Genomic DNA, 15,249 nt, shown 5'->3' with positions numbered 1-15,249 from the left:
TTATTCAGGTTTTAATTGATACCAAAATGAAGTTGTTTTAGATGAGGTTAGCTCAATAATTCTATCTGGCGAAATATCCGTTAAAAACAGAGTGGCAACTGCGCGAAAAAAAGCAAAAAAATTCACTGCAATATGTTCGAAACTATCCATAGATGACTCACTCGTCATTACAAAAATATTCCCTGTTTGAGTATTTAATAAGAGGGTATAAGGATCTGACAGTGCAATAACAATGACGTTTTCAGGCCGTTCATCACCAATCCACCATTGAGTAAACTGATTGGGGCTATTTAGCATAAAAAGCCTTTCAAGATAATCTTCACCACAGCCAAAACTGATATTAAATAATGAGAAATTATCTAAATTATAGAGAGAGATAAAAGAGGCAAAATCATCAGGAAGGGAGAGTGTTAGCATCTGTTCTAGTAAATCTAAACCAGTAAGAGGTGTTGTCCTTTTAAAAAGAATGAAATCATTAAAATCTTCGCCTAAAGGAGAAAATTTATCTTCTAGCGCTTTTGTGATTTCATCAAACGTTAATAGCATGATTAGTCCAGACTAAATTAATTTTTAAACCAGTTAATCACCATTATATTCGCCAATATAATGTAAATTATTATAGGTTTGATTATCGCTCTTTTTGATAACAAGCTCAGGATCTTGATACCAAAATATAGCATTCGCACTTTTAATTCCTAGTTCTTCACATTTAGCTTTAATGAACGATATTTCACTTTCATCAACAGCAGCATCTACCAAAACCTCGTCAAGCGTAACATCGTTATCAAAGCGATGAATAACACCAATAAAATCTTCGTCGTACCACACTACTCCCAGATCTTTGCAAAATCCACATACTCTATAATTAGGAGAGTCAATTCCGTCTTCCTCAGAGTAATCTAATTCAAAATAGTACATATATTCTTCTTCAGAAGAAAAATTACTGCCAATCCATAAATGTACTCTATTTTCCATATTGATTACCCTGCGAAATGCCATTGAGCATAGCATTAATATCATTAATAAATTCTAAGATAGTGATATCAAATATTGAAAGCAAGAAATAGTGACTTAGAAAAATAAGAGAAGAGAAAATTGTTGAGGCTGTAAAACGCAAAAACCCCAGCATAAATGCTGGGGTTTGGAATGTTGGCGGAACGGACGGGACTCGAACCCGCGACCCCCTGCGTGACAGGCAGGTATTCTAACCAACTGAACTACCGCTCCGCGTATCCTTTCGGACGAGGTGAATATTACGAATCTCTTGCCTTGTCGTCAACTGTTTTTCTAACAAAAAGATGCATTTGGATAGTTTTTAATCTCAGCTAACTATTTCTGCTTTTTTTATATTCAAACGGCCTCATCATTTGATGCCGGACGCCACAAACAATGCCCGCCTTTTTTCTCAACTAAATCTAATCGAGACTCGTGTTCAGCAAGTTCTTCTGCGGTTGCTCTTATTACTCTTAATCCTGAAACAGGGCGTTCGATACGTTGGATATCATTTTGCTCTTGTTCGTTACTTGATTCGCCATCCATTGAAAATGCTAATGCTGTTTGCCCACCAGTCATTGCCAAGTAGACATCAGAAAGTATTTCAGCATCCAATAACGCGCCGTGAAGAGTACGTTTAGAGTTATCTATTAAGTATCTATCACATAAGGCATCAAGATTATTTCGCTTACCGGGAAATAATGCCCTCGCCATTGCAAGGCTATCGGTAATTTGGCAGAACGTTTCGGTAAGTGGAATATCACGATTAAGCTTTCTAAACTCATAGTCCATAAAGCCGATATCGAACGAGGCGTTATGAATGATCAGCTCTGCACCACGAATATATTCTAAAAACTCGTCAGCAATATCAGCAAAAGAAGGACAATCTTCTAAAAACTCATCACTAATACCGTGAACTTCAAACGCTTCAGGATCAACTAATCTTTCGGGCTTAATATACACATGGAAATTTCGCCCTGTTAATCGACGATTGATAACCTCTACGGCACCAATTTCAATGATATTATGACCTTCATAATGAACGCCCAGCTTATTCATACCGGTAGTTTCGGTATCAAGTACAATTTGTCGTGTGATTGGAGTGCTCATAATCCGTTTTTATGTCAGACTTAGGGTTAGTTTTTCGTATTAATCAAAAAGGATAAGTCGCCTTTATGCACAAGCAGGTAGAAATATTCACCGATGGTTCATGCTTAGGCAACCCTGGTCCCGGTGGTTATGGCGCTATTTTACGCTATCAACAACATGAAAAAACCCTAAGTGAAGGTTTTTTTATGACCACCAATAACCGAATGGAACTTCTTGCCGCTATCGTAGCATTAGAAACATTAAAATTCCCTTGTAAAATTACACTGACAACAGATAGCCAATATGTCAGACAAGGTATTACACAGTGGATCCATAGCTGGAAAAAGCGCCAGTGGCGTAAAGCAGACAAAAGTCCTGTACTTAATGTCGATTTATGGAAACGCTTAGATAGTGCTATTACTCGTCATGAAATTGAATGGCATTGGGTAAAAGGCCATGCTGGTCATGATGAAAATGAACGTTGTGATGAATTAGCGAAAGCAGCCGCGCAAGCACCAACTCAAGAAGACACAGGTTATATCGAAAGCCAAAAAGATAAAACCATAGATTAGTAAGCATTATGGCTCTGGATGATTACGTGTAGCCCCTAAAACTCGACCTTTTACACTCATGCGTGGCAATGCAAATTTCAAGGCGGTGGGTGTTAAAGGAAGTGTTCTTTTACGTGCAATGATTAAATTTAAACAGCCACCGATGTGATAGCGGCTACCATCACGTTTTATTGGTCTCGAAAATGGCATAATCTGGAAATTCTGTTGTGTCATCACTTCATAATTTAACACACTAAGCCAATCTATTTGGCGACGAAGTGAAAACATACGACTGGAGTAAGGCTGTTTTTGTCGTAATATCGGCGTGCATTTCCCAAGCCCTAATAAACTAATGGGGTTAAAGCTCGTTAATACAATCCAGCCATCATCAATTAAAACGCGATCTACTTCTCGTAATAGCCAATGGGGGTCTGCACTATAATCCAGTACATGCGCCATAAGGCAAACATCAATCGATTTATTTTCAAAGGGTAAATAATCTAAAGAGGCAATAACATCTGCATTTATTTTATTAGATGTCACATTGACTTGATGTGAAACGATACTTAATTTGGTATCCAGTTCGGCACTGAGTTGACCGAGTTTTAATAAATGAAAGCCATAAATTTTCGGCCACCAATTTTGTAAACGTAGTTCGATAGCCATGCGATAATATTCCCCCCAAGGAATATCGCGCCAAGAATCTGGCATCATAATTGGTTTTGCTGAACGAGCTGCTTTCATCGTTTAACCCTTTATAATTTATAAGTAAGGTAACTTATATGGAGCTTATCAGAATTCCTGCTTTATCCGATAACTACATTTGGCTATTAAGTAATGAAAATAGTGAATGTGTGATTGTTGATCCTTCACAAGCCAAACCTGTTATTGAAATGCTCACACAACGCTCACTAACACCTATCGCGATTTTATTAACTCATCATCATGATGATCATGTTGGTGGTGTTGCTGAACTTGTAAAAAAATATCCTAATATTGACGTTTTCGGCCCACAAGAAACACAAAGTAAAGGAGCTGAAAATATTATTCATAATCAAGAGCACATTATTGTTGGCTCATTTACTTTTAATGTAATTGGCACGCCAGGCCATACATTGGGTCATGTTGCTTATTATTGCGAACCTTATCTGTTTTGTGGCGATACACTTTTTTCTGGTGGTTGTGGTCGTTTATTCGAAGGTACTGCACAACAAATGTTCAGTTCATTACAAAGATTAAGTTCATTACCTGATAACACATTAATTTGTTGTGCTCATGAATACACCCTATCGAATATGACCTTTGCACACCATATCATGCCAGAAAATGCGCTTATTACCGATTATTTAGCCCAAGTTAGTGAAATGCGTAAGAAATTACAACCTACAGTGCCAATAACGCTGAAAAATGAAAAGAACATTAATCTTTTTTTGAAATCTGACGATATTGATTTACAAAGGATTTTAGGTATAACCACTAACACTTATGCTCCAATTAAGACATTTACAAAATTAAGGGAATTAAAAGATAACTTTTAATACCTATTAGTTGTTTTATTTTGGCACACTAAGTATCATTTGGTTCAAAAAACACACAGGATGAATTTTTCTATTATGAAGACAAAAGCGATTTTGTTCTCCATATTGCTATTGGCAGGCTGCCAGCAATCTGAGAACATTAAACCTAATTTGTCTGCGATAACGCCAACATCAACAAAAGGGACTTCAACTTCTCACCAACCTCAATATGATGTCAAAACCAATTTATGGGGTTATGTGATAAGTGAATTAAAAATGGATCTCCCTGAAAATGAAAGGATCTCGCAGCAAGAATTATATTTTTTAAATAATCCCAAACATATACAAAGCGTTGCTTCTCGCGCTGAACCTTATATGTATTCGATTATTGATGAAATTGAAAAACGTGAATTACCGATGGAGCTAGCTTTAGTTCCTGTGGTTGAAAGTGCGTTTAATCCCCATGTTACCTCTTCTGCAAATGCAGCTGGCTTATGGCAATTTGTTCCAATAACTGGTAATTACTATGGTTTAGCACAAAACCAATGGTATGACGGTCGTCGTGATGTTATGGCGTCAACCAAAGCCGCACTTGATTTACTTGAACGCCTGTATGTAATGTTTGATAGTGATTGGGCACTTGCCCTTGCTGCTTATAACGCTGGTGAAGGCCGTGTTATGCAAGCAATAAAGGCAAATGAAAGTAAAAATCTACCAACAGACTATTGGTCACTCTCTTTACCTAAAGAAACAATGAATTATGTCCCTAAAATTCTTGCTTTAAGTAAAGTTATTCGTGAAAACGAAGAAAATATTACTTTTCCAAAAAGTAACTATCGCGATAAAGCGTTAGCTTCCATTGATGTTGGTGAACAGATCACATTAAATAAAGTTGCTGAATTAAGTCAGCTACCTATTAATACTGTGAAAGATTATAACCCAGGCTATAAACGTGGAATAACCGCACCTAATGGCCCTCATGTCATTATGTTGCCTCGCAATAAGCTTGATCAATTCCGTAACGCTTTTGAAGATGAAGCGGTATTAGAGACTATTCGCTTAGCAGTTGCCAAAACAAATCAGTCAATTAAGCAAGAGGGTGTTTATAAAGTTCGCTCTGGGGATTCATTTTACGCTATTGCTCGTCGCTACAATATGAGCATAAAAGACTTACAACGAATTAATGGATTAAATGCAAAAAGCACCCTATTAGTAGGACAAACATTAAAAATTCATAATGCGGGTAGTACCAGTAATACCACGGTAACAAAACCGGCAAAACCGTCTCCGAGTTATTACAAAGTTCGACAGGGAGATTCTTATTACAGCATCGCTCGTCGTCACGGTATTAACCTTAAATTATTAATGAGTTGGAACTCAGACATTAAAATGTTAAAGCCGGGTACACAACTTACACTTTATACAAAATAATTAACTTATTTTCTATTTTAAATAGCCATCAATGTTATGACATTTTTAGTCTTAATATTGATGGTTTTTTATAGCTCCTAAAAGCCATATCACCTCTCCTTTTTCTAGAGCAATCCCTATGATAACTAAGATGACACCCCAAATAACAGATAAGAAACAGGCAATAAAAAAGCGCCTGATATAACTATCAAGCGCTCTATTTTTATCTCATCAAGGCTAATTTAGCATATTGACTTACAACCAGAAGAACCAAGCAAACAGAGAGATAACTAAGATACACACTAAGTTTAGCACACCACCTACTCGTACCATCTCTGTCTGTTTAATATAACCAGAGCCAAAGACAATCGCATTTGGTGGGGTTGCAACAGGTAACATGAACGCACAAGATGCGCCGATACCGATAATCATAGTTAACGCCATTACTGGCATACCTAATGCTTGTGCTACAGTTGCAAAGATTGGCACTAATAACGCCGCACTCGCAGTATTACTGGTAAATTCAGTTAATACGATGATAAAGGTTGTTACTGCAAGGATAATCACGAACCAGTGGCTTGCACCGAAGGTTTCTTTCATGAAATCTGCCATCACAAGGCTTGCACCAGAAGACTGTAAAATAGCGCTCAGTGTTAAACCACCACCGAACAGCATTAATACGCCCCACTCTGTGTTCTCTTGAATTTGGCTCCAACTTGCTACACCTGTTACACCTATAACAATTGCTGCGCTGACCGCAATCACAGTATCAAGATCTTTTACGCCACCAAAAGCACTACTGATGAAAGAGCTGAAGATCCAGCATACGACAGTAACTAAGAAGATGATCATGGTAATAACACGTTTGTTATTCCACTCCAATACTTCTAATTTCAGGTCAAACTTATGTTTTAAGTTAGGACGTAACATCAGATACATAACGATAAACATGATAGGTAATAATACCAACATGATTGGAATACCGTACTTCATCCACGTAATGAAATCTAAGTTTAATTGAGCAGCAGCAATCGCATTTGGCGGACTACCCACTAACGTACCTAAACCACCGATACTCGCACTATAAGCAACACCTAATAATACGAATACGAAAGTATTACGTTCTGAACGAATATCTAAGTTAGATAAAATACCTAATACTAAAGGCAACATCATCGCAGCTGTAGCTGTGTTACTGATCCACATAGAAAGCAATGCAGTAACACCAAATAACAGCAATACAGCGATTGAAAGCTTACCTTTTGCAATCATCAACAAACGGTTAGCAATTAAGCGGTCTAACCCTTGAATATGAAGCGCCGTTGCTAAAGCAAATCCACCAAAGAATAAGAAAATAATAGGATTCGCAAATGATTTTAATGACTCATTGGTATTCAATAGCCCTAAGACGACAGCTAAGATAGGAATAAATAATGCAGTGATCGTAACGTGAATAGCTTCGGTTAGCCATAACACACCCACAAACACCATTAATGCTAGACCTGCATTGGCCTTCGGATCATAAGGTAAAAATTCTAGCAAAAGTAATAATAAAACTACATCGATTGCCAGAATGATCAACCCTCGTTTATTTATCGGGCTCGACTTCGCCGATGGGGCTAAATTGGACGCGTCCATGATAATACTCCACATTAGCTGATATGAACATTGGGTTCACTAAGCCATAATTGTTAACGAAATAGGTTATATGTGAAATATAAAAACATTTCTCGTCATTGAAAATGCGCAAAACTAATAATTGGGATCTCATCCACGAGAATTAACCAATTTATTAATAAAAGAGTAATAATTGAACACTATTTCCTCTTACACATCACACTTTTTTAAAGATGTTAAGAATAAATATTCTGTTTTTTCTGAAAAAAAATCAAAAAAAAGGGGAGAACTTAAGGTTCTCCCCTTTCAGATTAATAAGATTTTTTAATCAAACAAGCAAGATTATGCTTGGCCTTTAACTTCTTTCAGACCATTGAAAGGCGCTTTGTTACCTAATGCTTCTTCGATGCGGATCAGTTGGTTATATTTAGCAACACGGTCAGAACGGCTCATAGAACCCGTTTTGATTTGGCCTGCTGCTGTACCAACTGCTAAGTCAGCGATAGTTGCATCTTCAGTTTCACCAGAACGGTGAGAGATCACAGCGGTGTAGCCTGCATCTTTCGCCATTTTGATTGCAGCTAAAGTTTCTGTCAGTGAACCAATTTGGTTGAATTTGATCAGAATTGAGTTAGCGATGCCTTTGTCGATACCTTCTTTCAGGATCTTAGTGTTAGTTACAAACAGGTCGTCACCAACCAATTGGATTTTGTCACCAAGAACTTTAGTTTGGTATGCGAAACCGTCCCAGTCAGATTCGTTTAAACCATCTTCGATAGAAACGATTGGGTACTGTTTAGTCAGTTCTTCTAAGTAATGAGTGAACTCTTGTGAAGTGAAGGTTTTACCTTCGCCTTTCAGTTCGTAGTTACCAGTTTCATTGTTATAGAACTCAGAAGCTGCACAGTCCATAGCCAGAGTAACGTCTTTACCTAAAACGTAACCTGCTTTCTCAACTGCTTCTTTGATAGCAGCTAATGCAGCAGCGTTAGATTCTAAGTTTGGTGCATAACCACCTTCGTCACCAACTGCAGTGTTCATACCTTTTGCTTTCAGCACTTTTGCTAAGTGATGGAAGATTTCTGAACCCATACGTACAGCTTCTTTCAGTGAAGGTGCGCCAACAGGTTGGATCATGAATTCTTGGATATCAACGTTATTATCTGCGTGTTCACCACCATTGATGATGTTCATCATTGGCAGAGGCATAGAATATTGACCGTGAGTACCATTCAGATCAGAAATGTGCTCGTACAAAGGCATACCTTTTGCAGCAGCTGCTGCTTTTGCGTTTGCTAAAGAAACCGCTAGGATTGCGTTTGCACCAAAGTTTGATTTGTTTTCAGTACCGTCTAAATCGATCATGATTTTATCGATGTTAGCTTGGTCTTTTGCATCTTGGCCAAGGATAGCTTTAGCGATTGGACCATTAACAGCTGAAACCGCTTTCAGAACACCTTTACCTAAGAAACGTGATTTATCACCATCACGTAATTCTAATGCTTCACGAGAACCTGTTGATGCGCCTGATGGAGCAGCCGCCATACCAACAAAACCACCTTCTAAATGAACTTCAGCTTCAACAGTTGGGTTGCCACGAGAATCAATAATTTCACGACCAAGTACTTTAACGATTTTGGACATTCGGTTTTCCTCTGTACAAGTTAAATTTCCGAGAAGAGATACCCTATCTCTTCTCATATATCCTATTTCAGCAAACCTTTTTGGTTATCAAAGGCTGCTTTCACAAAGCCTGCAAATAACGGATGGCCGTCACGCGGCGTTGAGGTAAACTCTGGGTGGAACTGACAAGCCACAAACCAAGGATGGTTTGGATTTTCAATAATTTCCACCAGCTTGTTATCTACTGAACGACCTGCAATACGTAAACCCGCATCTTCGATACGTTTTAAAAGTAGATTATTTACTTCATAACGGTGACGATGGCGTTCTGTAATGGTGTTTTTTCCATACAGTGTACGTACTAAGCTATCACCACTTAAATGGCAAGGCTGAGCACCGAGGCGCATCGTGCCACCTAAATCACTATCATCTGAGCGTACTTCAATGTTGCCGTCTTCATCGCGCCATTCGGTAATTAATGCGATAACTGGATATTTACAATCTGGTGCAAATTCAGTGGAGTTTGCACCTTCCATACCAACAACATTACGTGCAAATTCAATCATAGCAACCTGCATACCTAAGCAAATGCCTAAGTAAGGGATTTTATTTTCACGCGCATATTGAGCAGCCATAATCTTGCCCTCAATACCACGTTCACCAAAACCGCCCGGTACTAAAATTGCATCTAACCCTTTAAGCATTTCTACGCCACGGGTTTCAACATCTTGTGAATCAATTAGTTTGATATTTACAGTAACACGGCTTTTGAAACCACCATGTTTTAATGCTTCAATCACTGATTTATAGGCATCTGGTAATTCAACATATTTACCAACCATACCAATGGTGACTTCGCCTTCAGGATTAGCTTCTTCGTAAATAACTTGTTCCCACTCTGCAAGATTTGCAACTGGGCAATCCAAGCTGAATCGTTTACAGATATAATCATCTAATCCCTGTGATTTCAATAGTGCAGGGATTTTATAAATGGAATCGACGTCTTTTAATGAAATAACCGCTTTCTCTGGCACATTACAAAACAGTGCAATTTTGGCACGTTCGTTTGCAGGAATAACGCGGTCTGAACGACAAATCAACGCATCAGGTTGAATACCGATTGACAGTAGTTCTTTTACAGAATGCTGTGTTGGTTTAGTTTTCACTTCACCTGAAGCAGCTAAATAAGGCACTAATGTTAAATGCAGATAGAAGGTATGCTCACGACCCACTTCTGCTGCCATTTGGCGAATCGCTTCTAAGAATGGTAAAGATTCGATATCACCAACTGTCCCGCCGATTTCAACTAAAACGACATCATGGCCTTCACCGCCACGGATGATGCGTTCTTTGATTTCATTAGTGATATGAGGAATAACTTGAATTGTAGCCCCAAGATAGTCACCACGACGCTCTTTGCGTAACACTTCAGAGTATACGCGACCTGTCGTAAAGTTATTACGACGGGTCATTTTCGTGCGAATGAAGCGCTCATAGTGTCCTAAGTCGAGATCAGTTTCAGCACCATCGTCAGTGACGAAGACTTCCCCGTGCTGAATTGGGCTCATAGTACCTGGATCGACGTTGATATACGGATCCAACTTCATCATGGTGACATTGAGTCCACGGGCTTCGAGTATAGCCGCCAGAGAGGCTGCGGCAATGCCTTTACCCAGAGAGGATACGACCCCGCCGGTCACAAAAATATAATTCGTTTTCATGCTGAACCTGAAAGTTTAGGTGTATTAGGATGATGGATATAACTGGACGGGAACACAGTATACCCGAACCTTATTTTCGCTACAAACATTCTTAGTAGTATAAAGTTCTTTTTCATCACGCCACTTATCCGTTTAAACACGAAAAAACAGTAAAAATTCAATAAACTAAACCCGTGAAAATATTTCTCAAGCATTTTAGCTTAATCCTTTCAGCTAAGATACCACTTTTAGAAAAGAGATGCTTTATTTTTTTCACGACATTAAGTGTAGCAGGTTTATAGCGAGATCTTTTGCTTATGATCATGCTTTTAATTTTTTTGAGGTTAATCACATTTTTAATGCAATAGAATGTAACTGCAATATTTAAAATTACCTAAAAACAAAAAAACGAAATTACCTTTTATAATTTCTATCTTTAAGAGTTTTTATAAAAATAGCTGAAAAAACGAGATGTTACAGGCTATTTTTATCGCATTTTATGTCACGCTGGCGTTAATTTGCGTGTCACAATTCACTCAATCTGTTGTTTCTTTGCTTTCTGCCAACAGATCTCCATCTCTTCCAATGAAGCATTTTCTATGCCTACACCTTTTTCTGAGAGCGTTTTTTCAACAAAACGAAAACGTTGTTCAAATTTTCGGCAAGCACGATTTAAGGCTTGTTCTGGTTTTTGTTTTAAGTGCCGAGATAAATTTACAACTGAAAATAGTAAATCCCCCAATTCATCTTCGATTTTAGACGCATCTTGGGGCGTTTTTTTCACTTCAGCCATCACTTCATCGATTTCCTCAAACACTTTACCTAAAACAGGTTCAAGTTCATTCCAATCAAACCCAACAGAAGCACATCGCTTTTGAATTTTTTCTGCTTTCATTAAAGCAGGTAATGTAGTGGGAATATCATCTAATAATGAAAATTGTGCTTTTGCCTCACGCTCTTGCGCTTTAAGTTTTTCCCAGCGATGTTTTTCTGTTGATAAATTGTTTTCGCTTTCAGAGGCAAAAATATGAGGATGACGACGTTCTAACTTATTACTAATGGCGTCACAAACATCATTAAAATCAAATAACTTTTGCTCTTGCGCCATACGTGAATAAAAAACAACTTGATAAAGTAAGTCGCCTAACTCTTCTTTTAAATCAGCAAAATCTTTACGAGTAATAGCATCTAACACCTCATACGTTTCTTCTAAGGTATAAGGTGCGATAGTGTCAAAAGTCTGCACTTTATCCCATTCGCATCCCGTATCAGGATCACGTAACTGCGCCATAATTTCTAATAAACGAAAGATTTCACGATTTTCTGACATCATATTGCCTTTTAAATAAGAGTGAGCTTTATCCTGTTTAACACATTTTTAGATAAAAAAATGCCGAGAACAGTTGTCTCAGCATCTTATCATTTCAAGCTCAAGATCTTAAAAATAACTTTTTTGAAAGAAGTGTTTAATGCTTATGGTGATAAAGCAAGGAAATTAGCGGAATCTTTAGCACAACAAACCAGAGGAAAAACTATCCGTAACGTTGATGATGCGCTAAAAGCTTACGAAAAATACAAAGCGGATATCAATAGAAGAATTAATGCCAAAGATCGTAAAGCTATTGCAACCGCATTGGAATCGATCAAACTCGATGATATAGCTCAAAAATTAAAAAAATTTAGTAAAGGTATGTTTTTTGTAAGTAAAGCCCTTGACGTCAAAGATTTATGGATAGAGTTAATAAAAGCAACAGAGACAGATAATTGGCGTCCATTTTTTGTTAAAGCTGAGACTATATTTGCAGGAATGGCGGCTACATCTGTAGCAGGATTTACATTTAGTGTGCTTCTAGGTGGTCCCATAGGGATATTAGGATATGGATTGCTCATAGCAAGTATTGGAGCATTGATTGATAACGACTTAATTGAAAAAGCCAATAATTTGATTGGTATTTAATTAATACTTTAAAGGTTGTTTATTTAGAAAAGCAACCTTTTCACTAACACGAATAATATAAAAATTATTGTAATTGGTATAGATAATAAAAACACAATGAAACTATATAAAGCCAAGCCACCAGCTTTACCTGCTGTATCTGAAAATAGTCCTCGATTCCAAAATTCTTTGGTAGTAAATTGAAGAAAAAAACATTCAATCCCCCATTTAGCCAACGGATATAGTCCAATACCAGCAATACTAATTAACAACATCAGACTTTCATACTTCAACTCATATTCTAAGCAAGAGTATAAAAATAGAGCACCAATAAACCACCCCCAACACATATTTTTAATATAATATTGTTTAGTTATCTTCATATTTATCTACTAGATCCCTTTTATTTAAAACCATATTTATTTTAAATAAACCATAACAATTTAATTACTAACTAAATATACAGTTTTTCTGATTTTTAGATAAAAAAATGCCGAGAACAGTTGTCTCGGCATCTTATCATTTTCATATTTTAGTGAGAAAAGCGTTTCGCTTCTATCACATCAGGCAACTGATTAAGTTTTGCCAAAATACGACCTAATACTTGGAGATTATAAATCTCAATATTCATGTCAATTGTCGCAATTTGTTGCTTCACATCACTACGGCTACTGACACCTAGCACATTAACTTTTTCATTTGCTAAAATAGTGGTGATATCACGCAATAATCCACTACGATCATTAGCAACAACACGAACGACTAATGAATAACCACTAGAGTAATTTTCTCCCCATACCGCATCAACGATACGTTCTGGTGCATGAGAAAGCAGTTCAGCAAGTTGTTCACAGTCTGCTCGGTGAATCGAAATACCTCGGCCTTTAGTAATAAAACCAACAATATTGTCACCTGGAATAGGTTGGCAACAGCGTGCTATATGGTGCATTAAGTTACCCACGCCTTCGACAACAATACTTCCACCAGATCCTGTGGCTCTTGGTGCTGGCGTTTTGTTCTCGAGTGTTCGCAGCGCTTCTTTATCTTCGTCTTCCGCAGTAGCTTTATTCAATCTACTTTGAATAAAATTCACCAACTGGTTGATTCGAATATCACCAACACCAATACCTGCTAATACTTCATCAACACTATGAACGTTATAACGTGCAATCAGCAGTTTCTCTGCTTCTTTCATGTTGATATCCATATGTGCCAATTCGTTATCTAAAATTTGGCGACCTGCAAGAATATTTTTATCGCGATCTTGCTTACGGAACCAGTTATGAATTTTCGCACGCCCACGACTTGTAGTGACATAGCCTAAGTTAGGATTTAACCAATCACGACTTGGATTAGGGTGTTTTTGCGTGATAACTTCAATTTGATCACCCATCTGTAATTGATAGCTAAACGGCACAATACGTCCGCCAATTTTTGCCCCAATACAGCGGTGTCCCACATCACTATGAATATGATAAGCAAAATCAAGTGGTGTTGAGCCTGCTGGTAAATCAACTACATCACCTTTTGGTGTAAAGACGTAAACCCGATCATCAAAGACTTGGCTACGGACTTCATCCAACATTTCGCCAGAATCTGCCATCTCCTCTTGCCATGCAATCAGTTTACGTAACCATGCAATACGGTTTTCATAACTGCCTGTACCGCCTTTCGTCGCAGCACCAGTTGCACCTTCTTTATATTTCCAGTGCGCAGCCACACCTAATTCTGCATCTTCATGCATTTGGCGAGTACGTATTTGGATTTCAACTGTTTTGCCTTCAGGCCCTAACACAACAGTATGAATAGATTGATAGCCATTAGGTTTTGGATTTGCGACATAATCATCGAATTCATCAGGTAAATGACGGAAATGAGTATGCACAATCCCTAATGCCGCATAGCAATCTTGAAGCCGTTCCACGACGATACGTACCGCTCTCACATCAAATAACTCATCGAATGCGAGATTCTTTTTCTTCATTTTGCGCCAAATACTATAGATGTGTTTGGGACGTCCATAGATATCTACATCGACATTCTCTTCTTTCATATAACCGCGTACTGTACTGACAAAATTATCAATATACTGTTCGCGATCGATACGACGCTCATGAAGCAAGCTTGCTATTTTTTTATATTCATCAGGATGAAGATAGCGGAAACAAAAATCTTCTAATTCCCATTTTAATTGACCAATACCCAATCGGTTGGCTAATGGTGCATAAATATTAAAACACTCTTTAGCAGCCAGTACGCGCTCATCTTCAGTGGCATCTTTCACTTCTCGTAAATGGGCAATACGCTCTGAAAGTTTGATGACCACACAACGGAAATCTTCCACCATGGATAACAACATACGACGCACGTTATCCACCTGAACTGAGCTTGTTTCATTGGTATGTGTCGCTTTTAATTGGCGTATGGCGTCCATCTCCATAACACCACGCACTAAGCTCCAAATAGCATCACCAAAGTGTTCAGTTACGATTTCCTGATCAATAAGATTTTCTTCAACAAGCGGGAAAAGAAGCGCTGCCCTCATGCTGTCTTTATCCATGCTTAGTGTCGAAAGAAGCTCAACCATTTCAACACCACGCCATAATAACAGTTCGGCATCTTCACGCCCTTGAACAGTACGATGGCAGTATTCCCAGGTTTGCATGATTTCACTACCTGCATTGACATGGGTTAAGTTCAAGCTGTTGACCCATTTATCAACAGCAAACTCTCCTGCAGGTGTTAAGTGAGCACTTCTTACTGCAACCATATTCTCTCCCTACACGGTATAAATCTTATTTGCGACTTATTTA

14 protein-coding genes and 1 tRNA gene are annotated in these 15,249 nt (G+C 38.0%); 4 read left to right on the top strand and 11 right to left on the bottom strand.

Features of this window, described 5'->3' with window-relative positions; all coding sequences use genetic code 11:
* From LG402_RS04355 to dnaQ, 4 genes are all read right to left on the bottom strand, one after another.
* Positions 1-546, bottom strand: a complete 546-nt coding sequence (locus LG402_RS04355; RefSeq protein ID WP_227336490.1) for a nuclease — start codon at positions 544-546, stop codon at positions 1-3.
* 33 nt (positions 547-579) lie between these two features.
* Entirely contained in the window at positions 580-975 is a 396-nt protein-coding gene (locus LG402_RS04350; RefSeq protein ID WP_166540218.1) for an immunity 22 family protein, read from the bottom strand.
* Positions 976-1,150: 175 nt separating this feature from the next.
* Positions 1,151-1,227 (bottom strand) — tRNA-Asp (locus tag LG402_RS04345).
* A gap of 123 nt (positions 1,228-1,350) precedes the next feature.
* On the bottom strand, positions 1,351-2,103 hold the full coding sequence (dnaQ, locus tag LG402_RS04340; RefSeq protein ID WP_166540219.1) for a DNA polymerase III subunit epsilon: 753 nt from the start codon (positions 2,101-2,103) through the stop codon (positions 1,351-1,353).
* Positions 2,104-2,168: 65 nt separating this feature from the next.
* Between dnaQ and rnhA the strand changes: the two genes are divergently transcribed.
* Positions 2,169-2,654: a ribonuclease HI gene (gene rnhA, locus LG402_RS04335; RefSeq protein WP_109407891.1), complete on the top strand. Its 486-nt coding sequence runs from the start codon at positions 2,169-2,171 to the stop codon at positions 2,652-2,654.
* 6 nt (positions 2,655-2,660) lie between these two features.
* Here rnhA and LG402_RS04330 read toward each other — a convergent pair whose 3' ends face one another.
* A complete protein-coding gene (locus LG402_RS04330; RefSeq protein WP_109407892.1) occupies positions 2,661-3,377 on the bottom strand; it encodes a methyltransferase domain-containing protein in 717 nt (238 codons plus the stop codon).
* A gap of 38 nt (positions 3,378-3,415) precedes the next feature.
* On the opposite strand from LG402_RS04330, the gene gloB reads away from it, so the two are divergent.
* Positions 3,416-4,171, top strand: coding sequence for a hydroxyacylglutathione hydrolase (gene gloB, locus LG402_RS04325; RefSeq protein WP_166540220.1), 756 nt, complete (start codon positions 3,416-3,418; stop codon positions 4,169-4,171).
* A 75-nt stretch (positions 4,172-4,246) separates the two neighbouring features.
* Positions 4,247-5,581 (top strand): murein transglycosylase D, encoded by a 1,335-nt coding sequence (gene mltD / locus LG402_RS04320; protein ID WP_109407894.1) that lies wholly within the window; start codon positions 4,247-4,249, stop codon positions 5,579-5,581.
* A 234-nt stretch (positions 5,582-5,815) separates the two neighbouring features.
* Here the strand turns inward: mltD and LG402_RS04315 are convergent, their stop codons facing one another.
* The 4 genes from LG402_RS04315 to mazG all read right to left on the bottom strand — a co-directional run bounded on the left by LG402_RS04315 (position 5,816) and on the right by mazG (position 11,830).
* Positions 5,816-7,198, bottom strand: coding sequence for an SLC13 family permease (locus tag LG402_RS04315; protein WP_166540221.1), 1,383 nt, complete (start codon positions 7,196-7,198; stop codon positions 5,816-5,818).
* Positions 7,199-7,519: 321 nt separating this feature from the next.
* Positions 7,520-8,821 (bottom strand): phosphopyruvate hydratase, encoded by a 1,302-nt coding sequence (gene eno, locus LG402_RS04310; RefSeq protein ID WP_072070732.1) that lies wholly within the window; start codon positions 8,819-8,821, stop codon positions 7,520-7,522.
* A gap of 62 nt (positions 8,822-8,883) precedes the next feature.
* A complete protein-coding gene (pyrG, locus tag LG402_RS04305; RefSeq protein ID WP_166540222.1) occupies positions 8,884-10,521 on the bottom strand; it encodes a glutamine hydrolyzing CTP synthase in 1,638 nt (545 codons plus the stop codon).
* Between the two features lie 511 nt (positions 10,522-11,032).
* Positions 11,033-11,830 (bottom strand): nucleoside triphosphate pyrophosphohydrolase, encoded by a 798-nt coding sequence (mazG, locus tag LG402_RS04300; RefSeq protein ID WP_166540223.1) that lies wholly within the window; start codon positions 11,828-11,830, stop codon positions 11,033-11,035.
* A 60-nt stretch (positions 11,831-11,890) separates the two neighbouring features.
* On the opposite strand from mazG, the gene LG402_RS04295 reads away from it, so the two are divergent.
* A complete protein-coding gene (locus LG402_RS04295; RefSeq protein WP_166540224.1) occupies positions 11,891-12,457 on the top strand; it encodes a colicin-like pore-forming protein in 567 nt (188 codons plus the stop codon).
* Between the two features lie 23 nt (positions 12,458-12,480).
* On the opposite strand, the gene LG402_RS04290 is transcribed toward LG402_RS04295, so the two are convergent.
* The gene (locus LG402_RS04290) at positions 12,481-12,819 is read right to left on the bottom strand and encodes a colicin E1 family microcin immunity protein (RefSeq protein ID WP_103005062.1); all 339 of its coding nucleotides are present in this window, start codon (positions 12,817-12,819) and stop codon (positions 12,481-12,483) included.
* A 149-nt stretch (positions 12,820-12,968) separates the two neighbouring features.
* The gene (gene relA, locus LG402_RS04285; RefSeq protein WP_227336489.1) at positions 12,969-15,206 is read right to left on the bottom strand and encodes a GTP diphosphokinase; all 2,238 of its coding nucleotides are present in this window, start codon (positions 15,204-15,206) and stop codon (positions 12,969-12,971) included.
* Positions 15,207-15,249: the final 43 nt, after the last annotated feature.

It is taken from the genome of Proteus sp. NMG38-2 (assembly GCF_020640995.1).
Classification (GTDB): Bacteria; Pseudomonadota; Gammaproteobacteria; order Enterobacterales; family Enterobacteriaceae; genus Proteus.
Note: the sequence above shows the minus strand (reverse complement) of the source record. Positions and strands in the feature narration are given on the sequence as shown.

Excerpts from the sequence above, each read along its gene's own strand:
- LG402_RS04355 (WP_227336490.1), bottom strand. The coding sequence starts at position 546 with ATGCTATTAACGTTTGATGAAATCACAAAAGCGCTAGAAGATAAATTT.
- LG402_RS04350 (WP_166540218.1), bottom strand. The coding sequence starts at position 975 with ATGGAAAATAGAGTACATTTATGGATTGGCAGTAATTTTTCTTCTGAA.
- dnaQ (WP_166540219.1), bottom strand. The coding sequence starts at position 2,103 with ATGAGCACTCCAATCACACGACAAATTGTACTTGATACCGAAACTACC.
- rnhA (WP_109407891.1), top strand. The coding sequence starts at position 2,169 with ATGCACAAGCAGGTAGAAATATTCACCGATGGTTCATGCTTAGGCAAC.
- LG402_RS04330 (WP_109407892.1), bottom strand. The coding sequence starts at position 3,377 with ATGAAAGCAGCTCGTTCAGCAAAACCAATTATGATGCCAGATTCTTGG.
- gloB (WP_166540220.1), top strand. The coding sequence starts at position 3,416 with ATGGAGCTTATCAGAATTCCTGCTTTATCCGATAACTACATTTGGCTA.
- mltD (WP_109407894.1), top strand. The coding sequence starts at position 4,247 with ATGAAGACAAAAGCGATTTTGTTCTCCATATTGCTATTGGCAGGCTGC.
- LG402_RS04315 (WP_166540221.1), bottom strand. The coding sequence starts at position 7,198 with ATGGACGCGTCCAATTTAGCCCCATCGGCGAAGTCGAGCCCGATAAAT.
- eno (WP_072070732.1), bottom strand. The coding sequence starts at position 8,821 with ATGTCCAAAATCGTTAAAGTACTTGGTCGTGAAATTATTGATTCTCGT.
- pyrG (WP_166540222.1), bottom strand. The coding sequence starts at position 10,521 with ATGAAAACGAATTATATTTTTGTGACCGGCGGGGTCGTATCCTCTCTG.
- mazG (WP_166540223.1), bottom strand. The coding sequence starts at position 11,830 with ATGTCAGAAAATCGTGAAATCTTTCGTTTATTAGAAATTATGGCGCAG.
- LG402_RS04295 (WP_166540224.1), top strand. The coding sequence starts at position 11,891 with ATGCCGAGAACAGTTGTCTCAGCATCTTATCATTTCAAGCTCAAGATC.
- LG402_RS04290 (WP_103005062.1), bottom strand. The coding sequence starts at position 12,819 with ATGAAGATAACTAAACAATATTATATTAAAAATATGTGTTGGGGGTGG.
- relA (WP_227336489.1), bottom strand. The coding sequence starts at position 15,206 with ATGGTTGCAGTAAGAAGTGCTCACTTAACACCTGCAGGAGAGTTTGCT.